Consider the following 22379-nt stretch of genomic DNA (forward strand, 5'->3'; position numbering starts at 1 on the left):
CGTCAGAACTCCTCGGCGCACAGCAATGCGTAGACCAGGTAGGCCAGCAGCAGCACGGCGATCAGGGCCGCAAGGCCGTACAGGGCTTCGAGCGCGATCATGGCCGTGGCTCCCGTGCCTTGTCGAGCCTGGCCAGCCCGAAGGCCAGCTCCACGGTCGCCACCCACAACCCTGCGGTGGCAACGATCCAGACGATGTCCATGCATCTCTCCCTGCAAATCGAATACGAGGCAGGCAGTGTGCGAAGACGCGCCTCAAGACGGTGTAGGGACTGGCAGCGCCGGTATCAGGAAAGTATCAAGACGCCGACTGTTGCTGCGGGAGAAACGATGCATTGCCCGTGCGTGGGTTTTTCTTTGGTGTCGCGGCTTCGACAATGGAGCCATCGATGAGACGCACACACGACTCATCGAGACGGGGGCAGACAAAGGTGTCCGTCCTCGCCGAATGAGCAGTCGCATCCATCCACTTGAAGGAAACCATCATGAACAAGCTTTTCGCCTCCGCCCTGATCGCCGCCGCCGCCTTTGCAGCCGCCCCCAGCTTCGCTGGCGACAACATCAGCGGTGAAGTCGGTTACGTGCCGCAAGTGAGCTCTGCCAAGAGCAGCCTGACCCGCGAGGCCGTNGCCGCCCCCAGCTTCGCTGGCGACAACATCAGCGGTGAAGTCGGTTACGTGCCGCAAGTGAGCTCTGCCAAGAGCAGCCTGACCCGCGAGGCCGTGCGCGCCGAATACCTGCAGGCCGAACGCAACGGCACGCTGCCTGAAGTGGGCGAAGGCGCCGACATCGGCGCGGTGGCCACCGCCAGGAGCAACCTGACCCGCGACGCCGTGCGTGCCGAAGCCGTGTACGCCGTGCGCCATGGCCAGCAACTGGGCGGTGAAGTCTGATCGTTCCGGTACCGCTGCCGACCAAGGCCCGCGCCGCACGGCGCGGGCCTTTTGCATGGGCAAAAAGTTCCTGCGTACTGTTGCTGCAGCGGAAACGATGCTTTGCCTTGAGCGGGGTTTTTCTTCTGGGGCACCGTTTTTAAACTTCATTCCATCGTCAATGTCAATGAAGGAAAGCACCATGAACACCAAGATCCTCGCCTCCGCCCTGCTCGCTGCAGCCGGCCTGGTCGCAGCGCCCGCATTCGCTGGCGGCGGTGTCAACGCCAGTGGTGAAGTCGGCTACGTGCCTCCCGTGGCCGCCGCTTCGTCGGGTGGCCTGAGCCGTGAAGCCGTGCGCAACGAATTCCTGCAAGCCCAACGCAACCACCAGCTGCCGGCCACCGGCGAAGGTGCCGACGCGGGCTACGTGGCCTCCGCCGGCAGCAGCACGCTGACGCGCCAGCAAGTGCAAGGCGAGTACCTGGCCGCTGCGCGCGACCACCGCCTGGCACCGGCCGGCGAAGGTGCCGACATCGGTTACCGCCCGTCCAAGAGCTTGCTGAGCCGCGAAGCCGTGCACGCCGAGGCCGTGCGTGCGCTGCGCGCCGGCGACCTGCCCGGCGGCGAAGTCTGATCCTCTCTGCCAGCGAAAAGAAAAAGGCCCGCGCCGCAAGGCGCGGGCCTTTTTGCATGGGCGATCAGATCTCGACCTTGGAGCCCAGTTCGACCACCGCATTGCTGGGCAGCTTGAGGAAGTCGGCCGCGGCGCTCGCGTTCAGGTGCATCTGCGCGAACAGCTTCTCGCGCCAGGGCGCCATGCCGGTGCCCAGCGTGGGCACCACCACGTCGCGCGACAGGAAGTAGCTCGTCGTCATGGCCTCCATCTCGCAGCCGCGCCCGCGCATCTGCTGCAGCGCGCGCGGCAGGTCGGGGTCGTTCTTGAAGCCGTAGTGCAACACCACCTGCCAGCAGTCGTGGCCCAGGGCCTCGATCTGCAGGCGCTTGTCCATGCCGATCCAGGGGCGCTCGTGGCTGCGCACGGTGACGAACAGGTTGGTCTCGTGCAGCACCTTGTTGTGCTTGAGGTTGTGCAGCAGCGCGTTGGGCACGCTGCCGGGCTCGGCCGTCAGGAACACGGCCGTGCCCTCCACGCGCGCGGGCGGGCTCACGAACACCGATTCGAGGAAGCTCTTGAGGTCGATGGAGTTGGCGCGCAGCGCGTCGTTGAGCAGGCGCCTGCCCTCGTGCCAGGTCATCATGATCATGAACATCGTGGCGCCAATGAACAGCGGGAACCAGCCGCCGTCGAACAGCTTCATGAGGTTGGACGCCCAGAACGCGAAGTCGACGATGAAGAAGAAGCCCGTGGCCAGCAGGCACAGCCACAGCGGGTACTTCCAGCCGTAGCGCACCACGAAGAAGGTCAGCACGGTGGTGATCAGCATGTCGGTGCACACGGCGATACCGTAGGCCGCGGCCAGGTTGCTGGACGACTTGAACATCACCACGGCCAGCACGATCGCCAGGAACAGGCCCCAGTTGATGAAGGGGATGTAGATCTGGCCGGCCGCCTTGACGCTGGTGTGCTGGACCTGCAGACGCGGCAGGTAGCCCAGCTGGATCACCTGCTTGGTGACCGAGAACGCACCCGTGATCAGCGCCTGCGAGGCGATCACGGCGGCCACCGTGGCCATGCCGACCAGCGGCAGCAGCGCCCATTCCGGCGCCATCATGAAGAACGGGTTCTTCACGGCCTCGGGTTCGCGCAGCAGCAGCGCGCCCTGGCCGAAGTAGTTCAGCGTCAGCGATGGCATGACCACGCTGAACCAGGCAACCCGGATCGGCCGCTTGCCGAAGTGCCCCAGGTCGGCGTACAGCGCCTCCGCGCCGGTCACGGCCAGCACCACGGCGCCCAGGATGATGAAGGTGGTGCCCGGGTTGTTCCAGATGAAGCGCAGCGCATGGTGCGGGCTCAACGCGTACAGGATCTCGGGGTGGTGCCAGATGTGCGAGATGCCGAGCAGCGCGATGGAGATGAACCACAGCAGCGTGAGCGGCCCGAAGAACTTGCCGATGCCCGCAGTGCCGCGCTTTTGCACCGCGAACAACGCGAACAGGATGACCAGGGTGAGTGGGATCACGGCCTTGCGGAAGGCGGGTGACACCACCTCCAGGCCCTCGACGGCCGACAGCACCGAGATGGCCGGCGTGATCACGCCGTCGCCATAGAACAGGCAGGTGCCGAAGATGCCGACCAGCAGCAGCACCTGGCGCAGCTTGGGCTTGTCCTTCACCGACTGCGAGGCCAGCGCCAGCATGGCGACCAGGCCGCCTTCGCCCGCGTTGTCGGCGCGCAGCACGAGCACGACGTACTTGAGCGAGACGATGACCGTCAGCGTCCAGAACAGGATGGACAGCACGCCATAGACGTTGTCCACCGTGAACGGCACATGGCCGGAGCCGAAGATCTCTTTGACCGCGTACAGGACGCTGGTACCGATGTCGCCGTAGACGACACCTATGGCGCCCAAGGTGAGCGCCACGAGCGGGGTTTTTGCGTGTTGCAAAGGCAAGCCGCTCGACCGCAAGGCCAACGGCTGGTGTTTCGCGGGACAGCTATTGTGCGCCTCGGCCCCGGCCCGGCAAGCAGCCGCGGTGCGCATGTTGCACCGCAGCAACTGCTTTTGTCACGGCCTCAGTAGACCTCGGCCTCGGGATCCGTGGCTTCAAGTTCGTAGCTGGCCGCGACCATCGCCAGCCGGCCGATCACGCCATACATGTAGAAGCGGTTCGGGGCGCTCGCGCCGGGCTTCATGCCGTGCTGGGGTAAGTGCGTACTCTCTGCGAACGCCAGGGGCACGAAGCGCGAACCCGGCGCGTTGAGGTTCTCGTCGGTGCCGCGGTCGGCATGCACGCGGTAGAAGCCGCCAACCACGTAGCGGTCCATCATGTAGACCACGGGCTCGGCCACGGCATCGTGCATGCGCTCGGCGGTCAGCACGCCTTCCTGGATGATCACGTCGTGCACCGGCTGGCCGTCCTTGACCACGGCCATCTTGTTGCGCGCCTTGCGGTTCAGGCTCTGCAGTTCGGCCGCGTCGTGCACAGTCATGATGCCCATCCCGTAAGTGCCGTTGTCCGCCTTGACGACCACGAACGGCTTCTCGTTGATGCCGTACTCCTTGTACTTGCGGCGCACCTTGGTCAGCAGCGCATCGACGTTGGTCTGCAGGCAGTCCATGCCGGCGCCTTCGGCGAAATCGACCTCGCCGCACTTGGCGAACATCGGGTTGATGAGCCAGGGGTCGATGCCCAGCAGCTTGCCGAAGCGCTTGGACACCTCCTCGTAGCTCTGGAAGTGCCGGCTCTTGCGCCGCACCGACCAGCCCGCGTGCAGGGGCGGCAGCAGGTATTGCTCGTGCAGGTCTTCCAGGATGCCGGGTGCGCCGGCCGACAGGTCGTTGTTGAGCAGGATGGTGCAGGGGTCGAAATCCTTCAGCCCCAGCCGGCGCTTGCCGCGCACGACGGGTTCCAGCGTGAGCTCTTCGCCGTTCGGCAACTGGATGGTCTTGGTCTCCTTGATTTCCGGGTCCACCGAGCCCACGCGGACGTTCAGGCCCGCCATGTGGAAGATGCGCTGCAGCTGCGCCACGTTGGCCAGGTAGAAGGTGTTGCGGCTGTGGTTCTCGGGGATCAGCAGCAGGTTCTTGGCCTCGGGGCAGATCTTCTCGATGGCTGCCATCGCCGACTGCACGGCCAGCGGCAGCATGGGCTGCGTGAGGTTGTTCCAGCCGCCCGGGAACAGGTTGGTGTCCACCGGCGCGAGCTTGAAGCCGGCGTTGCGGATGTCCACGGAACAGTAGAACGGCGGCGTGTGTTCCATCCACTCCAGCCGGAACCAGCGTTCGATGGCCGGCGTGGAATCGAGGATGCGCTGCTCGAGCTCGTTGATCGGCCCGGTCAGTGCGGTGATGAGGTGGGGAACCATGGAAGGGGATCCTTGCGGATGGAATATTTGACCGAATTCTAGGGATATGGGGTGGAGCGGCCCGGATGCAAGCGCTTCAAATATGACGACCATCATATTTCGTGCTATCGTCCGCGCCCATGGACACCGCCCCGAGCCGCAAGCAGTTGACCCACGACCGCATCGTCGAGACCGCGGCCGGGGTCATGCGCGAGGCCGGTTTCTGGGGCGTGGGCGTGGCCGACGTGATGAAGCGCGCCGGCCTCACGCACGGCGGCTTCTATGCCCATTTCGCTTCGCGCGACGCCCTGCTGTGCGAAGCCATCGCGCATGCCGGGCGCGACAGCGCGGCACGCCTGGCCAAGAGCACTGCGCAACGCCAGGCGCGTGGCGCCAGCCCGCTGCGTGCGCTGGTCGAGGCCTACCTGTCCGACAGCCACCTGGGCGCCCCCACGCAAGGCTGCCCGGTGGCCGCCCTGGCTTCCGAAATGCCGCGCCAGTCGGCCGAGGTGGCCCAGGCCGCCGCCGAGCGCGTGCGCCGCCTGGTGGCCGCGGTGCAGCGTGTGCTGCCCGAAGATGCCTGCGAGCTGGCGGGCGTGGTCGCCGGCCAACTGGTCGGCGCATTGCAGCTGGCACGCGCGCTGGGCGACAACGCCGAAGGCCGCGCCCTGCTGGCCGCCACGCGCCGCAGCGTGCTGGCGCAGTTCGACAACGCGCCCCCGCACTGAGCCGGCACCCGGTCCACCCCGCCCATCGGCACACCCAGAAATATGACGACCGTCATATGAATCACCCCCAGGAGCTTTCCATGCGACTCGACAACGCCACCGTCTTCATCACTGGCGCCAACCGCGGCATCGGCCAGGCCTTCGCCCGCGAGGCCCTGGCGCGCGGCGCGCGCAAGGTCTACGCCGCTGCGCGCGATCCGGCCAGCATCACGTTGGCCGGCGTGGAACCCGTTGCGCTGGACGTGACGCGGCCCGAGCAGGTGGCTGCGGCGGCAGCACGCTGCGGCGACGTGACGCTGCTGGTCAACAACGCCGGCATCGCGCTGATGGGCGATTTCCTGGCCGATGGCGCCGTGGAGGCCGCGCGCACGCAGCTGGAGGCCAACTACTTCGGCCCGCTGCTGCTGGCGCGCGCGTTCGCGCCGGTGCTCAAGGCCAACGGCGGCGGCGCCATCCTGAACGTGCTGTCGATTGCCAGCTGGATCAGCTCGCCCATGCTGGCGGTCTACGGCTCCAGCAAGTCCGCCGCCTGGTCGCTCACCAATGGCCTGCGCCACGCGCTGCGCGGGCAGGGCACGCAGGTGCTGGGCCTGCACATGGGCTTCGTCGACACCGACCTCACGCGCGGCATCGACGGCCCGAAGTCCACCCCCGAAGAGATCGTGCGCGCCGCGCTGGACGGCCTGGCCGCGGGCGCCGAGGAGGTCCTGGGCGATGCGCTCACGCGCCAGGTCAAGCAAGGCCTGTCGGCCGAGCCGGGCATCTACCTCGGCGAGATCACGCGCTGAGCATGGCCGCCGCCGCCCTGCCTGCGTCCGCCGCACAGGCGCCCAGCCGCACGCAGCAGCTGCTGCATGCGCCCTTGCTGCCCACGCTGCTGCGCCTGGCCACGCCGAACGTGATCGGCCTGTTCGCCATGACCATCCAGATCGGCTATGACGGCTTCATCCTCGGCCGTCTGGGGCACGAGGCGCTGGCCGGCGTGGCGCTGGTGCTGCCGCTGTCGATGCTGATGGTGCAGATGTCGGCCGGTGGCATCGGTGGCGCGACCACGGCCGCCGTGGCGCGTGCGCTGGGCGCGGGCCGCACGGCGGATGCCGGGCAGCTGGCGCGGCATGCCTTGTTGGTGGGGCTGGCGATGGCGGCGCTGTTCATGGTGGTGCTGCTGGGCTTCGGCCGCACCGTCTACACGGCGATGGGCGGGCGCGGCGGTGCGCTCGACGCGGCCATGGCGTACTCGAACGCGATGTTCGGCGGCGCGCTGGCGATCTGGGGTGTCAACGTGCTCGGGGGCATCGTGCGCGGCGCCGGCAACATGGTGCTGCCGTCGGCGGTCATGCTGGGCGCCACGCTGGCGCACCTGCTGTTGTGCCCGGCGCTGGTGTTCGGCTGGGGGCCGGTGCCGGGCTTCGGCGTGGCCGGTGCGGCATTCAGCCTGCTTGCGGTCAACGGTGTGTCGGCGCTGCTGCTGGCGGCCGCGTTGCTGCGGCCCGGCAGCGCGGTGCCGCTGCGGGCCAGGGGCTGGCGCATCGAGCGTGCCGCCTTCGCCGGCATCCTGCGCGTGGGCTTGCCGGCCTCGCTGAGCCCGGTCATCAGCAACAGCTCGATCGCGGCCGCCACCGCGGTCGTCGGCAGCTACGGCACGGTGGCGCTGGCCGGCTACGGCGTGGCCGCGCGCCTCGAGTACATCCTCGTGCCCATTGCCTTCGGTTTCGGCACGGCGCTGACCACCTTGGTGGCCACCAACATGGGCGCCGGCCAGACCGCCCGCGCACTGCGCGCGGCCTGGCTGGGCGGCGGCCTGGTGGCAGCGATCACGGGCGCCATCGGCCTGACCGTGGCAGTGGCGCCTGGCTTGTGGATGGATGCCTTCACGGCCGACCCGCAGGTGCGCGCCCAGGGGGCCGTGTACCTGCGCGTCGTCGGTGCCAGCTATGGGCTGTTCGGCCTGGGCCTGGCACTGTTCTTCGCCTCGCAAGGCGCCGGGCGCATGCTGTGGCCGCTGGTGGGCAGCCTGGCGCGTCTCGCGGTCGTGGCGGTGGGCGGCTGGGTCTGCGTGGGCTGGCTGCAGGCGCCGCCCAGTGCGTTCTACGCCGTGGTGGCGGCCAGCCTGGCGCTGTACGCGGCCGTCATCGCAGGGGCCATCCGCTTCGGTGGATGGACGCGCTGATCAGTTCTTCCAGAACGAGGGCATCAGCAGGGCCATGAAGCTCAGCATCTCCAGCCGGCCCATCAGCATGGCCAGTGTGCAGACCCAGATCTGGAAATCGCTCAGCACCGCGAACGACGAGGCCGGGCCGACCGCGCCCAGGCCCGGCCCCATGCAGTTGACGCTGGCGACGATGGCGCTGAACGCCGTCACCGGGTCCAGGTCGGTCAGCATCAGCACCATGGACAGCACGATGACCGTGGCGCCGTAGACCAGCATGAAGGCCAGCACGGCGAAGATCACCGGCGTGTCGACCACCGCGCGCCCGAGGCGAACCGGCTGCACCGCGCGCGGGTGCGCCAGCCGGCGGATCTCGCGCCGCGCCTGTTGCAGCAGGATCAGCATGCGCACCATCTTGATGCCGCCGCCGGTGGAACCGGCGCTGGTCGTGATGCCCGACAGCAGCAGCATGAACACCGGCAGGAACACCGGCCACAGCAGGTAGTCCTGCGTGACGAAGCCCGTGGTGGTGGCCACCGACACCACATGGAACATGCCGTGGCGCAGCGCGTCCAGCGGCGCGTAGACGCCCTTGCTCCACAGCAGCAGCGCCGCCAGCAGCCCGCCGCCGACCAGCACCGACAGCGTGGCGCGCAGCTCAGGATCGGACAGCGCCACGCTGAGCCGCCCCTTGCGCACGGCCGTGAAGTACAGCGCGAAGTTGCAGCTGGCGAACAGCATGAAGACCACCGCCGTCATCTCCAGCAGCGGCGAGTTGAAGTAGCCGAAGCTCGCGTCGTGCGAGGACAGCCCGCCCAGGCTCACCGTGGCGAACATGTGCATGACGGCCTCCATCGGCGGCATGCCGCCGGCCCAGTAGGCCAGCGCGCAGGCGATCGAGAGCGTGGCGTACACGCCCCACAGGCCCTTGGCGGTCTGCGCCATGCGCGGCGTGAGCTTGTTGTCCTTGATCGGGCCGGCCGCCTCGGCCTTGAACAGCTGGCTGCCGCCCACGCCCAGCAGCGGCAGCACCGCCACGGCCAGGATCAGGATGCCCATGCCACCCACCCACTGCAGGAAGGTGCGCCAGAAGTTGACCGACAGCGGCAGCGTGTCGAGTTTGGTCAGCACGGTGCCGCCGGTGGTGGTGAGCCCCGACACGGCCTCGAAGTAGGAATGCGTGAAGCTCAGCGGCCGGTCGATCTTCATGAACGCCAGCTCCAGCGGCAGCGCCGCGAACAGCGGCAGCAGCAGCCAGGCCAGCGAGACCAGCATCACCCCATGGCGCGGCTGCAACTCGCGGCGGTGGCGCTGCATGCCGCGCCACAGCAGCAGCCCGGCCGCCAGCGTGAGCAGCATCGAGGTGACGTAGGCATCGGCCACGCCGTCCTGCCAGTACCAGGACACCGCCAGCGGCAGCGCCATGGTCAAGGCCATGAACGTGAGCATCACGCCCAGCACGCGCAGGATCGGAAAGATGTCGCGCATGGAAAAGGGGGCTAGAAGAACGCCGCGCTGACGCGGAAGGCCTTCTCCACATCGCGGATCAGGCGCTTGTGCGGCACGAAGATCACGACATGGTCGTTGCTCTCGATCACCGTGTCGGCGCTGGGGATGATGACCTGTGGCTCCACCGGTGTGGCCTGTGGATCGGCGGCGCCGGCCACGGCGAGCGCATCGGGCAGACCGCGCACGATGAGCCCGAAGTGCGCCTGCTCGGGCAGCTTGAGGTCGCGCACCGCGCGGCCGACCACGCGCGAGGTCTTGCGGTCGCCGCGCGCCACGATCTCCAGCCCCTCGGCCACGCCGCGGCGCAGGCTGTGCACGGCCTGCACGTCGCCCTGGCGCACGTGGGCCAGCAGCTCGCCGATCATGGCCTGCGCCGGCGACAGCGCGATGTCGATCTGCGTGCCGTGCATGAGCTCTGCGTAGCTGCGCCGGTTGATCAGCGCCAGCACGCGCCTGGCGCCCATCTGCTTGGCCAGCAGGCTGGACATGATGTTGTTCTCGTCGTCGTTGGTCAGCGCGAGGAACAGGTCGATGGTCTCGATGCCTTCGTCTTCCAGCAGGTTCTCGTCGGTGGCATCGCCGTGCAGCACCAGCACCTCGTGCGGCAGCTTGCCGGCCAGCTCGATGCAGCGCTCGGCGCCGTGGTCGATCACCTTCACATGGAAGCCCGCGCCGGCCGCGGCCAGCTCCTGCGCCAGCCGCTCGCCCACGCGGCCGCCGCCGGCGATCATGATGCGCTGCACGCTGCGCTGGGGCCGGCCCTGGCCGCGGTGCTCGTCGCGGTGCAGTGCGTGCAGCACGCGCGGGATGTCGTCGCGCGCGGCCAGCACGAAGACCTCGTCGCCCGGCTCCACGCGGGTGCGCCCGCTGCAGGCGATGAAGCGGTCGGGCTCGTCCTCGAAGCGGCGGTAGATCGCCACGATGCGCATGGGCACGTCCGGCACGCAGTCGCGCAGGTCGGCGATGTCGTGCGCCACCAGCGGCGCACCGGCCACGGCGCGCACCGACACCAGGCAGGCCAGGCCGCCGGCGAACTCGCGCACCTGCAGCGCCTCGGGGTACTCGATCAGCTTGAAGATGTAGCGCGTCAGCGATTCCTCGGGGCAGATCACGCGGTCGACGGCGAAGCCCTCCTTGTCGACCAGGTCGCTGCCGTGGCGGAAGGCCTGCGAGCGCACGCGCGCGATGCGCGTGGGGATGTTGAAGCGCCGGTGCGCGATCTTGCAGCAGACCAGGTTGGTCTCGTCCAGCGCGGCGCAGGCGATCAGCATGTCGGCGTCGCGCGCGCCGGCTTCCTCCAGCACGTCCGGGTCCACGCCGCTGCCGACCAGGCCGCGCAGGTCGTAGCGCTCTTCCAGCGCGCGCAGGCGGCGCGCATCGGTGTCGATGACGGTGATGTCGTTCTTCTCGGACACCAGGCTGTCCACGACGCTCTCGCCGACGCGCCCGGCGCCCAGGATGATGACTCTCATGGCCTATGCGCCGAACTGGCCGGCAACCGGATCAGCGGCGCGTTTCGCCGTTGCCCAGCACCACGTACTTGAGCGAGGTCAGGCCCAGCAGGCCGACCGGGCCGCGCGCGTGGAACTTGTCGGTGCTGATGCCGATCTCCGCGCCCAGGCCGTATTCGAAGCCGTCGGCAAAGCGCGTGCTGGTGTTGACCATCACGCTGGCCGAATCCACCTCGCGCAGGAAGCGCTGCGCGTGCATGTGGTCGCGCGTGAGGATGGCGTCGGTGTGGTGGCTGCCATAGCGGTTGATGTGGGCGATGGCCTCGTCCAGGCCTTCGACCACCTTCACGGCGATGACGGGCGCGAGGTATTCCTCGGACCAGTCCTGCTCGGTGGCAGGCACGACCTGGGCATCGCCGACGCTGGCCAGGATCGCGGCAGCCTCGGCATCGCAGCGCATCTCCACACCCTTGGCGGCGTAGACGGCGCCGATCTGCGGCAGGAACTCGGCCGCCACGCCGCGCGCCACCAGAAGGCCCTCGGCCGCGTTGCAGGGGCTGTACTTCTGCGTCTTGGCGTTGTCGGCCACGGTCACGGCCATGGCGATGTCGCAGGGGTCGTCCACGTACACGTGGCAATTGCCGTCCAGGTGCTTGATGACGGGCACCTTGGCCTCGCGGCTGATGCGCTCGATCAGGCCCTTGCCGCCGCGCGGGATCACCACGTCCACATGCTCGGGCATGGCGATCAGGTGGCCCACGGCCTCGCGGTCGGTGGTCTGCACCAGTTGCACGGCATCGGCCGGCAGGCCGGCTTCTTCCAGCGCCTGCTGCACCAGCCGGGCCAGCGCCTTGTTCGATTCGATGGCCTCGGAGCCGCCGCGCAGGATGCAGGCGTTGCCGCTCTTGACCGACAGGCTGGCGGCCTCGATGGTCACGTTGGGCCGGCTCTCGAAGATCATGGCGAACACGCCGAGCGGCACGCGCATCTGGCCTACGCGGATGCCGCTGGGCTGCTGCTGCATGCCGCTGATCTCGCCGATCAGGTCGGGCATGGCGGCCAGCTGCTCGCAGCCCTGGGCCACGGTCTCCAGCACCTTGGGCGTGAGCTTGAGTCGGTCCACCATGGGCGCCGACAGGCCGGCGGCCTCGGCGCGCGCGATGTCCTTGGCGTTGTCGGCCTGCAGCGGCCCGGTGTGCTCGCGCAGCAGCCGTGCAAGTGCGCGCAGGGCCTGGTTCTTGGTGGCGGCACTGGCGCGCGCCATGGCGGCAGAGGCCTGGCGGGCCTGCACGCCCAGCGTCTGGGCGTATTCGGCGATGTTCAACGCGTTCATGGCGGCGATTGTCGCGCAGATGCCTTGGGCCGGCTTCCCGCCGGCTTGCCCGCCATGGTGGGCCAGGCCGGGCCGGTTCAGCGTGCCGGCGCCTGCGCGCACACGCGCGCCAGCGCCAGCGCCAGGCGGTGCAGTGCCTGCCAGCCGTCGGTGGGCCAATCCGGCACCTTGAGGCCCTTGACGATGCCGTCCACCGCATGCGCGCCGTGCAGCAGCCGTGCCAGCGCGGCGGGCGACAGGCGCGGCAGCACGCGCTCGAACAAGCGCTCCTTGATGCCCCAGACGCGCTGCTCGCGCAGGGCCATGGGCAGCGGGCGGCCGGCGGCCATGGCGTCCTTCACGCGCTTGAGTGCGCGGATGTCCTCGGCCAGCGTGTAGTGCACCAGCACGGCGGCCTCGCCTTCGGCCTGCAGGCCGTCCAGCATGCGCTGCACGCGCAGCACCTGGCCGCCCAGCACGGCCTCGGACAGCTTGAACACGTCGTAGCGCGCCACGTTGAGCACCGCGCTCTCGACCTGCTCGAAGCCGAGCTCGCCGGGCGGGTGCAGCAGCGCCAGCTTGCTGATCTCCTGGTGCGCGGCGAGCAGGTTGCCTTCCACGCGGTCGGCGAAGAACTGCAGCGTGCGCTGGCCTTCCTCGCCGGCCGCCACCTGCTGGCCCTGGGCCTTGAGCCGCTGGGCGATCCAGGCCGGCAGCGTGGCGCGCTCGATCGGGTCGATCTGCACCGTCACGCCGTTGGCGTCCAGCGCGGCGAACCAGGCGCCGGTCTTCGTCGTGCGGTCCAGCCGCGGCAGGCTGACCAGCACCAGCGTGCTGTCGTTGCCCTGGGCCTGTTCGGCGAGCTGCTGCAAGGCCGTGCTGCCGTCCTTGCCGGGCTTGCCCGACGGGATGCGGATGTCCAGCAGCTGCTTGTCGGCGAACAGGCTCATGGCGCCGCCCGCGGCCAGCACGCCGCCCCAGTCGAAATGCGCGCCGGCCACCGTGAAGACGCTGCGCTCGGTGTGGCCCTGGGCGCGCGCGGCGGCGCGGATGGCGTCGGCCGCCTCCTGCAGCAGCAGCGGTTCGTCGCCATGCAGGGTGTAGAGCGAACGCAGGCCGCGCTGCAGCTGCTGCGGGAGTTGGGCCGGGGCCAGTTGCATTTCAGCGCCGCCCGGCGGCCCGCAGGCGCTGAAACGCCCCCCCGGGGGGCAGCTGTAGGCGGAGCGATGGGCGTGGGGGCAGCATGCCGGCAGTTTACGTGCCGAGTTCCAGGGTGAGGCAGCGGGCGGAACCGCCGGCGCGGCGGAACGCATCCAGCGGCACCACGCGGGCGCGGTAGCCGCGCTCTTCCAGGCGCTGGCGCATGGTTGCGCTGCAGTAACCCATCACCAGGTCACGGCCGATGCAGACCGCGTTGGCGGCCAGCTGCAGGGCGTCTTCCTCGGGCACCTCGACCAGCTGCGGACCCGCGATGGCCTGCAGCTGTGCCCAGCCTTCGGGCGAGAACGCCCGCTTGACGGCCAGCAGTTCGCCGCCGGTCAGCAGGCACAAGCAGGTGTCCAGGTGGTAGAAGCGCGGGTCGACCAGCGCCAGCGCCAGCACCGGCCGGCGCGCCACGGCCTGCAGCGTCTCGCGCGCACGCAAGTCCGAGCGCGGGCCGTAACCCATCCAGCAGATGCCGCGCGTGTTGTCGACCACCGCGTCGCCATTGCCTTCGAAGCAGACGCCTTCGGGCAGCGCGTGCACGCTGTCGACCAGGCTGCGCGCGCGCAGTTGCGCGAACAACGCCTGGCCGTGGGCCTCCTCGCCCTGGCGCTCGGGGTGGCGAAAGCGGGCCAGCAGCACCTGCCGGTCGATCACCACCGCGGCGTTGGCGGTGAACACCATGTCGGGCAGGCCCGCCGCGGGCGGCATGGTCTCCACCACCGCACCCAGGCCTTCGTAGGTGGCGCGCAGCGCGTCCCAGCCGGCATGTGCCTGTTGGCGCAGCGTGGCGTCGTCGGGCCGCCAGCGGTCCGGCTCCATCCACGGGTTGATGGCGTAGGAGACCTCGAAATGCGCGGGTGCGCTCATCAGCAGGCGCGGGTGGATGTCCGCCGTGGCGGGTTCGGCCTGCGTCGAAGCGGCGCCGTGCGGTGCGCCGGCGCCCGGCAGGGCGGCCAGCACCTCGGCGAAGCGGTCCACGCCTTCGTCGATGAGCGCCCGCGTGATCGTCAGTGGCGGCGCGAACCGGATCACGGTCTCATGCGTCTCCTTGGACAGCACGCCGGCCTGGGCCATGCGCTCCACCACTGCGCGTGCGGTGGCGCGGGCCGGGTCCAGCTCCACGCCGACCCACAGACCCCGGCCGTGCACGCCACGCACCAGCGCTGGCCACTGCGCCTGCACGCCGCGCAGGCGCGACAGCAGGTGCGCGCCCAGCGCAGCCGAGCGCGCGACCAGCTGCTCGTCCTCCATCACGCGCAGGGCTTCATGCGCCACCGCCGCGGCCAGCGCATTGCCGCCGAAGGTGGAGCCGTGGCTGCCGGGCGAGAACACCTGCATCAGCCACCGGTCGGCCAGGAAGGCGCTGACCGGCAGCAGGCCGCCGCCCAGCGCCTTGCCCAGGATCAACGCATCGGGCCGGATGCCTTCGTGCTCGAACGCGAACCAGCGGCCGGTGCGGCCCAGGCCGGACTGCACTTCGTCCAGGATCAGCAGGATGCGGTTGGCGTCGCACCAGGCGCGCAGCCCCGCGAGGAAGCCGGGCGGCGGCAGCACGATGCCGGCCTCGCCCTGGATCGGCTCGACCAGCACGGCGCAGGTGCTGGCTGTGGTGGCGGCGCGCACGCTGGCCATGTCGCCGAAGTCGAACCAGCGAAAGCCCGGCGTGAACGGGCCGAAGCCGGCGCGGTACGACGGTTCGCTGGAGGCGCTGATGGCGGTGGTGGTGCGGCCGTGGAAGTTCTGCCGTGCCACCAGGAGCTCGGCCGTGCCGTCCGGCAGGCCGCGCACCTGGTGCCCCCAGCGGCGGGCGGCCTTGATGGCCGTCTCCACTGCCTCGGCGCCGGTGTTCATCGGCAGCGCCTGCTCGAAGCCGGCGAGCGCGCAGAGCTTTTCGAGGAAGGGGCCCAGCGTGTCGCCGTGGTAGGCGCGGGAGGTCACGGCCACGCGGCCGAGCTGGCGCTGGGCGGCAGCCACGATGCGCGGGTGCAGGTGGCCGTGGCTGACGGCGGAATACGCACCCATCATGTCCAGGTAGCGCTTGCCGTCCACATCCCAGACGTGGCAGTCGAGCGCGCGCTCGATGACCACGGGGACCGGCTGGTAGTTGGGTGCGCAGTGCTGGCGCTCGGCCTCGATCAGCAGTTCGGAACGGATGGGATGGCGGTTCATGGCAGGTACTCCTTTCGCATGGAGAACTGTAGGAAAACCGCGCGGCCACCGCGGTGAATGCAGGGCCTTCGCGCTGCCGTGCGCGGCACAGTTCCAGCGCATGCGCTTCCGATTCGGAAGTGGCCGGATGCGCTACAGCTGCAACACGCCCGGCGCTGCCCGTCACGCGGCGGTGCAGGCCGCTGGCGAGCATGGCGCGTTTCATCACAGGAGCCATGCCATGCCAAGCGTCTTCCCACCGCATCTGTCCCGCCGATGGGCCCTGGCCGCGCTCGTCGCCGGCAGCGCCTTGCTGGGCGCCTGCACCACCGTCGTCAGGGAGCCCGCGCACCCGCAGGTGGTCGTGCGCGAGGTGCCCGCGCCGTTGGTGGAAGTCATCCCTGGACCACCCGGTCCCGGCATGCATTGGGTGCCGGGCCATTGGGCGTGGCGCGACGGCAACTGGCGCTGGATGGGCGGCCACTACGTGGCGTCGGCCGTGCCGCCGATGCCCCCGCCCTATGTGGAGATGGTGCCGGCAGCGCCATCGCCGACGCACGTCTGGGTGCGCGGCCACTGGTACTGGGGCGAGCACGGCTGGGTCTGGGCGCGCGGCGCCTGGGTGCTGCGCTGAGCGTCAGCCGAGCGGGAAGCCGCCGAACTCCTTGACGGTCTGCAGTTCGGTATTGGTCACGATCTTCTCGATGCCCAGCGCTGCGTCCTCCAGCCAGCCGTTGGTCAGCCGCTGGTATTGCGCCAGGTCGGTGCAGGCGACGCGCACGAGGTAGTCGTAGCGGCCGCTCAGCAGGTAGCACGCGACGACCTGCGGCGTGGCCAGCATCCGCGCCTCGAACTGGCGCGAGGCAGCCTGGCGCTGGTCCTTGAGCGCGATCTCCGCGAAGAAGGCGATGGCCGGGCCGACGGCGCCGCGGTTCAGCACGGCGCGGTAGCCGTCGATGAGGCCTTGCTGCTCGAGCTTGCGCACGCGGTTCAGCGTGGCGCGGGCCGACAGGTGCACCTGCTCGGACAGCGATTGCACGCTGGCGCGGCCATCGCGTTGCAGCAGCTCCAGCAGGCGCAGGTCGGTGCGGTCGAGGTCCATCGGCCGCACGCCGGCTCAGATCGCCTTGACCGCGGCCAGGCGCCGCAGGATCTGCTGCACGGTGTCCGACTGCATGTTGCGGTAGAGCATGGCCTCCTCGGCGTCCTTGGCCAGGACCACGGACTCGTTGAAGCTCAGTTCGCGCTGCTGCAGGATCTCGGTGTCCGGGATCAGCTCCGTGCCCTGCTCGTTGCGCAGCCGGAAGCGAAAGCGCAGGCGCAGTTGCAGCTCGCGTACCTGGCCCGAGGAGGTGCGGCCCACGACCACGCGCTCGCGCTGGTCCATGGTCGGCTCCAGGCGCACGTCGGCCTTCTGGCCGGCCACCGGGTCGGTGATGACCTCCACCCGGCCCGTGCCTGTCAGGTTGCGGCGCAGTTCCAGCCCCATGGGCGAGGTCGGCGGCATGGCCACGTAGATCGTCTTGAACGCGAACTCCGGTGGCTGGCGCAGCTGGAAGCCGCAGCCGGCCAGCGGCAGGGCGACGGCACTGGCGAGCGTGCTGGAGAGGAATCGGCGGCGGCTGGCCATCACAGCACCAGGTTGACGAGGCGGCCGGGGACCACGATCACCTTCTTGGGTGTCGCGCCTTCGGCGAACTTGGCAAACATCTCGTGCGCCAGCGCAGCCGCCTCGATGGTGGCCTTGTCGGCGCCGGCCGGCACGCGGATCGCGCCGCGCAGCTTGCCGTTGATCTGCAGCATGAGTTCGACCTCGTCCTGTTCCAGCGCGCCGGCATCGACCTGCGGCCAGGGCGCGTCGAGCAGCTCGCCGAAGCGCTGGTCGTAGCCCAGTTCCGCCCACAGCGCGTGCGTGACGTGCGGCGTGGCCGGGTACAGGCAGCGCAGCAAGATGCCGAAGCCCTCGGCCAGCGCGATGGGCGCACCGGCGGCGTCCACGGCCTTGAAGCTCTCCAGTGCATTGAGCAGCTTCATGGCGCCGGACACCACGGTGTTGTATTGCATGCGCTGGTAGTCGTAGTCGACCTGCTTGAGCACGCTGTGCACTTCCAGGCGCAGGGCCTTGGCCTCCTTGCCGAAGGCCACGTCCTTCAGGCTGGTGGCGCCGTGCGCGGCCTCCAGCGCGGCCGAGAAGTCGCTGGCGGCCAGCTTGACGCCGAAGTTCCAGACCCGGCGCAGGAAGCGGTAGCTGCCCTCCACGGCCGCGTCGTTCCACTCCAGCGTGGCCTCGGGTGGCGCCGTGAACATGGTGTAGAGCCGGGCGGTGTCGGCGCCGTATTTCTCGATCAGGTCCTGCGGATCGACACCGTTGTTCTTGGACTTGGACATGGTGCCCACGCCCTCGTAGTCGATGGCTGTGCCCGCGGGCAGGTCACCGACGGCGTTCTTGAGCTTGGCGCCGACGATCTTGCCGCCCTCGTCGAGCACATGCTCCACGTCGTGCGGCCAGAAGTACTCCTTGCCGCCCTTTTCCGTGCGCCGGCTGTAGATGTGGTTGAGCACCATGCCCTGCGTCAGCAGCTTGGTGAAGGGCTCGTCGATGGTCACGAGGCCCAGGTCGCGCATGACCTTGGTCCAGAAGCGCGCATACAGCAGGTGCAGGATGGCGTGCTCGATGCCGCCGATGTACTGGTCCATGCCGCTGCCGCCGGTGGGCAGGTGTTGGTCGCGCATCCAGTAGGCCGTGCCGTCGCCGACCATGGCGCTGTCCAGCTTGGGATCGCAGTAGCGCATGAAGTACCAGGACGAATCCACGAAGGTGTCCATGGTGTCGGTCTCGCGGCGCGCGGGTTGGCCGCAGACCGGGCAGGTCACGCCGGCGTGGAAGCCCACGTGCTTGTGCAGCGGGTTGCCCGAGCCGTCGGGAACGCAATCCTGCGGCAGCACCACCGGCAGGTCTTTCTCGGGCACCGGCACGGCACCGTGCTCGTCGCAGTGGATGATGGGGATCGGCGTGCCCCAGTAGCGCTGGCGGCTCACGCCCCAGTCGCGCAGGCGCCAGGTGGTCTTCTTCTCGCCCAGGCCTTTCTCAGCCAGTGCACGGGCCACGGCGTCCACCGCGTCGCGGTACTCCAGGCCGCTGAAGATGTCGGAGTTGATGGTCACGCCGCGCTGCTTGTCGCCGTACCAGTCGTGCCACTGGTGGTAGTCGTAGTGCTCGCCATCCACGTGCACGACCTGCGTGATCGCGAGGTGGTACTTGAGCGCGAACGCGAAGTCGCGCTCGTCGTGCGCCGGCACGCCCATCACGGCGCCGTCGCCATAGCCCATCAGCACGTAGTTGCCGACCCACAGCGGCACGTCCTGGCCACTGATCGGGTGCACGACGGACAGGCCGGTGGCCATGCCTTCCTTCTCGCGCAGCGCGAGTTCGGCCTCGGTGGTGCCGCCCTGCTTGCAGCGCTCGATGAAGTCCGCGAGCGCCGGGTTCGTGGCGGCGGCGTGCGCGGCCAGCGGATGCTCGGGCGCGACGGCGCAGAAGGTCACGCCCATGATGGTGTCGGCGCGCGTGGTGAACACGTACATGCGGCCGTCGCCGATCAGTTGGCCGTCGGCCGCGTGGATGCCGTGCGTGAAGGCGAAGCGCACACCTTCGCTCTTGCCGATCCAGTTCTCCTGCATGAGCTTGACGCGCTCGGGCCAGCCAGGCAGCTTGTTCTCCACGTGGTCCAGCAGTTCTTCGGCGTAGTCGGTGATCTTGAGGTAGTAGCCCGGGATCTCACGCTTCTCGACCACGGCGCCGGTGCGCCAGCCCTTGCCGTCGATCACCTGCTCGTTGGCCAGCACGGTCTGGTCCACCGGGTCCCAGTTGACGACCTGGGTCTTGCGGTAGGCGATGCCCTTTTCGAGCATCTTGAGGAACAACCACTGGTTCCACTGGTAGTAGCTCGGATCGCAGGTGGCGACTTCGCGCGACCAGTCGATGGCCAGCCCCATCGCCTGCATCTGCTTCTTCATGTAGGCGATGTTGTCGTAGGTCCACTGCGCCGGCGGCACGCCGTTCTTGAGCGCCGCGTTCTCCGCCGGCAGGCCGAAGGCGTCCCAGCCCATGGGCATCAGCACGTTGTGGCCGTTCATGCGCAGCTGGCGCGTGAGCATGTCGTTGATGGTGTAGTTGCGCACGTGGCCCATGTGCAGCTTGCCGCTGGGGTAGGGCAGCATGGAGCAGGCGTAGAACTTGGGCTTGCCGGCCTCCTTGCCCACGCGGTAGGCGTCGCGCGCGCGCCAGTGGCTCTGGGCGGCGGATTCGACTTCGAGATGGTTGTACTTGTCTTGCATGGGGAGGCGTTGGGCGCGTCGCACGACGCGATCAGACGGGAAAAGGGGCAAAAAACGGGCGGGAACCGCGCGGCTTACGGCCGGCCGCCGGATTTTAGGTTCAGCGCGCCGGCTTGCGCTCTGCGACGAAGCCGATGCGCGACAGGCCGGCCGCCTGCGCCATGTCCATCAGCTCGACCACCTTGCCGTAAGGCACCTGGGCGTCGGCGCGCAGCTGCACTTCGGTGTCCGGGTCCTGTGCGGCGCGCCGCTCCAGCGCCTGGCGCAGCTGCTCGGGCGTGACCGGGCGTTCGTCCAGGTGGATCTGGCCGTCCGGCGTCAACGCCAGGTTGATGGACTCGGACGGCAGGCCGGGCTCGGCGGACTCGCTGTGCGGCAGGTCCATGCGCAGGCTGCCGGCCATCAGTGGCGCCGTGATGATGAAGATCACCAGCAGCACCAGCATCACGTCCACCAGCGGCGTGACGTTGATGTCGGCCATGGGCTTGGCGCCTTCCTTGCGCTCCAGGCGGCCGAAGGGCATGGCTCAGGCGTCCGGGGCCAGCAGGTCGCGCAAGTCGAAGGCAAAGCCCTCGAGCTCGGCTTCGATGCGCGCGATGCTGCGGCCGAACCAGTTGTAGGCCAGCACGGCGGGAATGGCCACGGCCAGGCCGGCTGCGGTCATCACCAGGGCCTCGCCAACCGGGCCGGCGACCTGGGAAATGGTGATCTGGCCCGTCGAGGAGATGCTGGTCAGCGCGTGGTAGATGCCCCAGACCGTGCCCAGCAGGCCGACGAAAGGCGCGGTAGAGCCCACCGTGGCCAGCAGCACCTGGCCGAACTGCAGGCGCTGCGTGCCCTGGTTTAGCGCACCGCGCAGCAGCCGCGTGAGTTGCTGGCCGCGCGGGCCGCTGCCGGCCAGCGTACCGGCCGACGGCGCCTGCGTGGCGGCCAGCAAGGGCCGCAGCAGGCCGCCGCGGTCGAACGCGGCCACGCGCTCGGCCGCACCTTCGAGGGCCGGCGCCTGCCAGAACGCGGCCGTGCCGCGCAGCACGTCGCGGCCGGCGCGGCGCAGCGTCCACAGCTTGTAGAGGATCACGACCCAGCTGGCGACCGACATCGCCAGCAGCAGCCAGGCGACCAGCCGGTGGATGGCGTCGCCAGCGGTCAGCAGATCCAGCGCGTTCACGGCAGGGCGCGGGTCAGTCGTTCAGGCCCAGCACGTCGAACATGCTGTAGAGCCCGTTCTTGCGGCCGGCCAGGAACCGCACGGCGCGCAGGCTGCCGATCGCGTAGTTCATGCGGCTGGTGGCCTTGTGCGTGATCTCGATGCGCTCGCCGGTGCCGGCGAACATCACGGTGTGGTCGCCGACCACATCGCCACCGCGCAGCGACTGGAAGCCGATGGTGGAGGGGTCGCGCTCGCCGGTCACACCGTCGCGCGCGTACACCGCGCATTGCTTGAGGTCGCGGCCCATGGCCTCGGCGATGACCTCGCCCATCTTGAGTGCCGTGCCCGAGGGCGCGTCGATCTTGTGGCGGTGGTGGGTCTCGACGATCTCGATGTCGTAGCCCACGGGCATGGCCTTTGCGGCCAATTGCAGCAACTTGAGCGTGACGTTGACACCCACGCTCATGTTGGGCGCCATGACGATGGCGATGTCGCGCGCGGCATCGACGATCTCGGCCTTCTGCGCCTCGGTGAAGCCGGTGGTGCCGATCACCAGGGCCGTGCCCTGGGCGCGGCTGGCACGCAGGTGGGCCAGCGTGCCTTCGGGCCGCGTGAAGTCGATCAGTACCTGGGCGCCCTGCAGGCCCAGGGCCAGGTCGGCCGTGATGGCCACACCGGCGGGCTTGCCGAGGAAGGCGGCGGCATCCTGGCCCAGCGCGGGGCTGGTGGACACGTCGAGTGCGCCGCTCAGGCGGCAATCCCCCGAGGCCAGTACGGCCTCGATCAGGGTGCGGCCCATGCGGCCGGAGGCGCCCGCGATGGCCACGGCATGTGGGGTCGCGGCAGAAGTCGAAGATGGCGTCATGGCGATGGCAGGACAGGAATACGGAAGCCGCCGCCGCGGGCCGGCACGGTCAGCGCGCCGGCGTTTCCAGCGGCGGGTAGGACGTGGGCAGCGGGGCCGCGGGCTGCGGCGTGGCCTGCGCCGCCGGCTCGCGCGGCGCGAAGGGCTTGAGCTTGTCTTCGCTGGCTTCGAGCACCGGCACCGCCTTGGGCTTGCGCTCGGCGCCGAGCAGGGCCACGAACTCGGTCTCGCTGGGCATCGGGTCGCCCTCGCTGCGCTCGAGCAGGTCGTCCTTGAAGAACACGGTGAGCTGGCGCGCCTGCGGTTCGGTGCCCTGGCGTTTCATCGTGAACACGTAGTCCCAGCGGTCGGCATGGAACACGCTTTGCAGCAGCGGCGTGCCCAGGACGTCGCGCACCTGCGCGCGCGACATGCCGGGCTTGAGCGCCTCGACCTGTTCCTTGGACACGAAGTTGCCCTGCACGATCTCGATCTTGTAGGGCACGATCGCGTTGGCAGCGCGGCGCGTGGCATCGGTGACCGTGCCGCACCCCGCGAGCGCGGCGCAGCAGAGCATCAGCAGGCCGAAGGGCAGGGGCATCGAACGGGAAGCGGGCATGGAGACTCGGCGGCGCTATGATCGCGCGATTGTAGCGGCGGCCCTTTTTGCCCCTGTCGCCCGTCCGGGCGCGGCGGGGGGCTG

General features: G+C 69.4%; 22 protein-coding genes and 1 pseudogene. 7 read left to right on the top strand and 16 right to left on the bottom strand.

Features of this window, described 5'->3' with window-relative positions; translation table 11 throughout:
• Nucleotides 1–2: 2 nt before the first annotated feature.
• Nucleotides 3–101, bottom strand: a complete 99-nt coding sequence (gene kdpF / locus ASF44_RS07225; protein WP_056898543.1) for a K(+)-transporting ATPase subunit F — start codon at nucleotides 99–101, stop codon at nucleotides 3–5.
• Between the two features lie 383 nt (nucleotides 102–484).
• Here kdpF and ASF44_RS33235 point away from each other — a divergent pair.
• The 3 genes from ASF44_RS33235 to ASF44_RS07235 all read left to right on the top strand — a co-directional run.
• Nucleotides 485–627: hypothetical protein (locus ASF44_RS33235; RefSeq protein WP_369820908.1), on the top strand; the 143-nt coding region annotated here is incomplete at its 3' end.
• Between the two features lie 58 nt (nucleotides 628–685).
• The gene (locus ASF44_RS32800; RefSeq protein WP_056898536.1) at nucleotides 686–892 is read left to right on the top strand and encodes a DUF4148 domain-containing protein; all 207 of its coding nucleotides are present in this window, start codon (nucleotides 686–688) and stop codon (nucleotides 890–892) included.
• Between the two features lie 181 nt (nucleotides 893–1073).
• Entirely contained in the window at nucleotides 1074–1508 is a 435-nt protein-coding gene (locus ASF44_RS07235) for a hypothetical protein (protein ID WP_056898545.1), read from the top strand.
• A 64-nt stretch (nucleotides 1509–1572) separates the two neighbouring features.
• Here ASF44_RS07235 and ASF44_RS07240 read toward each other — a convergent pair whose 3' ends face one another.
• The gene (locus ASF44_RS07240; RefSeq protein ID WP_369820905.1) at nucleotides 1573–3537 is read right to left on the bottom strand and encodes a potassium transporter Kup; all 1965 of its coding nucleotides are present in this window, start codon (nucleotides 3535–3537) and stop codon (nucleotides 1573–1575) included.
• Nucleotides 3538–3569: 32 nt separating this feature from the next.
• Nucleotides 3570–4862, bottom strand: coding sequence for a glutamate--cysteine ligase (gshA, locus tag ASF44_RS07245; RefSeq protein ID WP_056898547.1), 1293 nt, complete (start codon nucleotides 4860–4862; stop codon nucleotides 3570–3572).
• Between the two features lie 119 nt (nucleotides 4863–4981).
• On the opposite strand from gshA, the gene ASF44_RS07250 reads away from it, so the two are divergent.
• From ASF44_RS07250 to ASF44_RS07260, 3 genes are all read left to right on the top strand, one after another.
• The gene (locus ASF44_RS07250) at nucleotides 4982–5569 is read left to right on the top strand and encodes a TetR/AcrR family transcriptional regulator (protein ID WP_056898548.1); all 588 of its coding nucleotides are present in this window, start codon (nucleotides 4982–4984) and stop codon (nucleotides 5567–5569) included.
• An 80-nt stretch (nucleotides 5570–5649) separates the two neighbouring features.
• Entirely contained in the window at nucleotides 5650–6357 is a 708-nt protein-coding gene (locus tag ASF44_RS07255) for an SDR family oxidoreductase (RefSeq protein ID WP_056898549.1), read from the top strand.
• 2 nt (nucleotides 6358–6359) lie between these two features.
• Nucleotides 6360–7739 carry an MATE family efflux transporter gene (locus tag ASF44_RS07260; protein ID WP_056898550.1) on the top strand — a complete coding sequence of 460 codons (1380 nt, stop codon included), beginning with the start codon at nucleotides 6360–6362 and terminating at the stop codon, nucleotides 7737–7739.
• Here the strand turns inward: ASF44_RS07260 and ASF44_RS07265 are convergent, their stop codons facing one another.
• The 6 genes and pseudogenes from ASF44_RS07265 to rocD form a co-directional block, all read right to left on the bottom strand.
• Nucleotides 7740–9206: a TrkH family potassium uptake protein gene (locus ASF44_RS07265; RefSeq protein ID WP_056898551.1), complete on the bottom strand. Its 1467-nt coding sequence runs from the start codon at nucleotides 9204–9206 to the stop codon at nucleotides 7740–7742.
• Nucleotides 9207–9217: 11 nt separating this feature from the next.
• Nucleotides 9218–10699, bottom strand: a complete 1482-nt coding sequence (trkA, locus tag ASF44_RS07270; RefSeq protein WP_056898552.1) for a Trk system potassium transporter TrkA — start codon at nucleotides 10697–10699, stop codon at nucleotides 9218–9220.
• 31 nt (nucleotides 10700–10730) lie between these two features.
• Nucleotides 10731–12011 carry a glutamate-5-semialdehyde dehydrogenase gene (locus tag ASF44_RS07275; protein WP_056898730.1) on the bottom strand — a complete coding sequence of 427 codons (1281 nt, stop codon included), beginning with the start codon at nucleotides 12009–12011 and terminating at the stop codon, nucleotides 10731–10733.
• A 77-nt stretch (nucleotides 12012–12088) separates the two neighbouring features.
• Nucleotides 12089–13150, bottom strand: a complete 1062-nt coding sequence (gene holA / locus ASF44_RS07280; RefSeq protein WP_056898553.1) for a DNA polymerase III subunit delta — start codon at nucleotides 13148–13150, stop codon at nucleotides 12089–12091.
• 94 nt (nucleotides 13151–13244) lie between these two features.
• Complete coding sequence (locus ASF44_RS33240; RefSeq protein WP_369820909.1) at nucleotides 13245–14063, bottom strand: dimethylarginine dimethylaminohydrolase family protein; 819 nt, start codon at nucleotides 14061–14063, stop codon at nucleotides 13245–13247.
• A gap of 57 nt (nucleotides 14064–14120) precedes the next feature.
• Nucleotides 14121–15365 (bottom strand): annotated as a pseudogene (gene rocD, locus ASF44_RS33245) (ornithine--oxo-acid transaminase); the annotation flags it as partial.
• A 220-nt stretch (nucleotides 15366–15585) separates the two neighbouring features.
• On the opposite strand from rocD, the gene ASF44_RS31575 reads away from it, so the two are divergent.
• Nucleotides 15586–15978, top strand: coding sequence for a YXWGXW repeat-containing protein (locus tag ASF44_RS31575; protein WP_156374388.1), 393 nt, complete (start codon nucleotides 15586–15588; stop codon nucleotides 15976–15978).
• 3 nt (nucleotides 15979–15981) lie between these two features.
• Here ASF44_RS31575 and ASF44_RS07295 read toward each other — a convergent pair whose 3' ends face one another.
• The 7 genes from ASF44_RS07295 to ASF44_RS07325 all read right to left on the bottom strand — a co-directional run bounded on the left by ASF44_RS07295 (nucleotide 15982) and on the right by ASF44_RS07325 (nucleotide 22295).
• The gene (locus tag ASF44_RS07295) at nucleotides 15982–16446 is read right to left on the bottom strand and encodes an Lrp/AsnC family transcriptional regulator (protein WP_056898554.1); all 465 of its coding nucleotides are present in this window, start codon (nucleotides 16444–16446) and stop codon (nucleotides 15982–15984) included.
• A 15-nt stretch (nucleotides 16447–16461) separates the two neighbouring features.
• A complete protein-coding gene (lptE, locus tag ASF44_RS07300) occupies nucleotides 16462–16974 on the bottom strand; it encodes an LPS assembly lipoprotein LptE (RefSeq protein WP_056898555.1) in 513 nt (170 codons plus the stop codon).
• On the bottom strand, nucleotides 16974–19682 hold the full coding sequence (gene leuS, locus ASF44_RS07305; RefSeq protein WP_056898556.1) for a leucine--tRNA ligase: 2709 nt from the start codon (nucleotides 19680–19682) through the stop codon (nucleotides 16974–16976). The genes lptE and leuS overlap by 1 nt, the downstream gene beginning before the upstream one ends.
• Nucleotides 19683–19782: 100 nt before the next feature.
• A complete protein-coding gene (locus ASF44_RS07310) occupies nucleotides 19783–20205 on the bottom strand; it encodes a biopolymer transporter ExbD (RefSeq protein WP_056898557.1) in 423 nt (140 codons plus the stop codon).
• 3 nt (nucleotides 20206–20208) lie between these two features.
• On the bottom strand, nucleotides 20209–20850 hold the full coding sequence (locus tag ASF44_RS07315) for a MotA/TolQ/ExbB proton channel family protein (protein ID WP_056898558.1): 642 nt from the start codon (nucleotides 20848–20850) through the stop codon (nucleotides 20209–20211).
• Nucleotides 20851–20863: 13 nt separating this feature from the next.
• A complete protein-coding gene (gene dapB / locus ASF44_RS07320) occupies nucleotides 20864–21697 on the bottom strand; it encodes a 4-hydroxy-tetrahydrodipicolinate reductase (protein ID WP_056898559.1) in 834 nt (277 codons plus the stop codon).
• Nucleotides 21698–21746: 49 nt separating this feature from the next.
• Nucleotides 21747–22295 carry an outer membrane protein assembly factor BamE gene (locus ASF44_RS07325; RefSeq protein ID WP_056898560.1) on the bottom strand — a complete coding sequence of 183 codons (549 nt, stop codon included), beginning with the start codon at nucleotides 22293–22295 and terminating at the stop codon, nucleotides 21747–21749.
• Nucleotides 22296–22379: the final 84 nt, after the last annotated feature.

The organism is Pseudorhodoferax sp. Leaf274 (genome assembly GCF_001422445.1).
Lineage (GTDB): Bacteria > Pseudomonadota > Gammaproteobacteria > Burkholderiales > Burkholderiaceae_C > Pseudorhodoferax.

What these genes read in the sequence shown, in the direction of transcription:
- leuS (WP_056898556.1), bottom strand. Translation starts at nt 19,682, where the DNA reads ATGCAAGACAAGTACAACCATCTCGAAGTCGAATCCGCCGCCCAGAGC.
- ASF44_RS07310 (WP_056898557.1), bottom strand. Translation starts at nt 20,205, where the DNA reads ATGCCCTTCGGCCGCCTGGAGCGCAAGGAAGGCGCCAAGCCCATGGCC.
- ASF44_RS07255 (WP_056898549.1), top strand. Translation starts at nt 5,650, where the DNA reads ATGCGACTCGACAACGCCACCGTCTTCATCACTGGCGCCAACCGCGGC.
- ASF44_RS07265 (WP_056898551.1), bottom strand. Translation starts at nt 9,206, where the DNA reads ATGCGCGACATCTTTCCGATCCTGCGCGTGCTGGGCGTGATGCTCACG.
- ASF44_RS33240 (WP_369820909.1), bottom strand. Translation starts at nt 14,063, where the DNA reads ATGAGCGCACCCGCGCATTTCGAGGTCTCCTACGCCATCAACCCGTGG.
- ASF44_RS07325 (WP_056898560.1), bottom strand. Translation starts at nt 22,295, where the DNA reads ATGCCCGCTTCCCGTTCGATGCCCCTGCCCTTCGGCCTGCTGATGCTC.
- trkA (WP_056898552.1), bottom strand. Translation starts at nt 10,699, where the DNA reads ATGAGAGTCATCATCCTGGGCGCCGGGCGCGTCGGCGAGAGCGTCGTG.
- holA (WP_056898553.1), bottom strand. Translation starts at nt 13,150, where the DNA reads ATGCAACTGGCCCCGGCCCAACTCCCGCAGCAGCTGCAGCGCGGCCTG.
- gshA (WP_056898547.1), bottom strand. Translation starts at nt 4,862, where the DNA reads ATGGTTCCCCACCTCATCACCGCACTGACCGGGCCGATCAACGAGCTC.
- ASF44_RS07260 (WP_056898550.1), top strand. Translation starts at nt 6,360, where the DNA reads ATGGCCGCCGCCGCCCTGCCTGCGTCCGCCGCACAGGCGCCCAGCCGC.
- kdpF (WP_056898543.1), bottom strand. Translation starts at nt 101, where the DNA reads ATGATCGCGCTCGAAGCCCTGTACGGCCTTGCGGCCCTGATCGCCGTG.
- lptE (WP_056898555.1), bottom strand. Translation starts at nt 16,974, where the DNA reads ATGGCCAGCCGCCGCCGATTCCTCTCCAGCACGCTCGCCAGTGCCGTC.
- dapB (WP_056898559.1), bottom strand. Translation starts at nt 21,697, where the DNA reads ATGACGCCATCTTCGACTTCTGCCGCGACCCCACATGCCGTGGCCATC.
- ASF44_RS31575 (WP_156374388.1), top strand. Translation starts at nt 15,586, where the DNA reads ATGCCAAGCGTCTTCCCACCGCATCTGTCCCGCCGATGGGCCCTGGCC.
- ASF44_RS07275 (WP_056898730.1), bottom strand. Translation starts at nt 12,011, where the DNA reads ATGAACGCGTTGAACATCGCCGAATACGCCCAGACGCTGGGCGTGCAG.
- ASF44_RS07250 (WP_056898548.1), top strand. Translation starts at nt 4,982, where the DNA reads ATGGACACCGCCCCGAGCCGCAAGCAGTTGACCCACGACCGCATCGTC.
- ASF44_RS07240 (WP_369820905.1), bottom strand. Translation starts at nt 3,537, where the DNA reads ATGCGCACCGCGGCTGCTTGCCGGGCCGGGGCCGAGGCGCACAATAGC.
- ASF44_RS07295 (WP_056898554.1), bottom strand. Translation starts at nt 16,446, where the DNA reads ATGGACCTCGACCGCACCGACCTGCGCCTGCTGGAGCTGCTGCAACGC.
- ASF44_RS07235 (WP_056898545.1), top strand. Translation starts at nt 1,074, where the DNA reads ATGAACACCAAGATCCTCGCCTCCGCCCTGCTCGCTGCAGCCGGCCTG.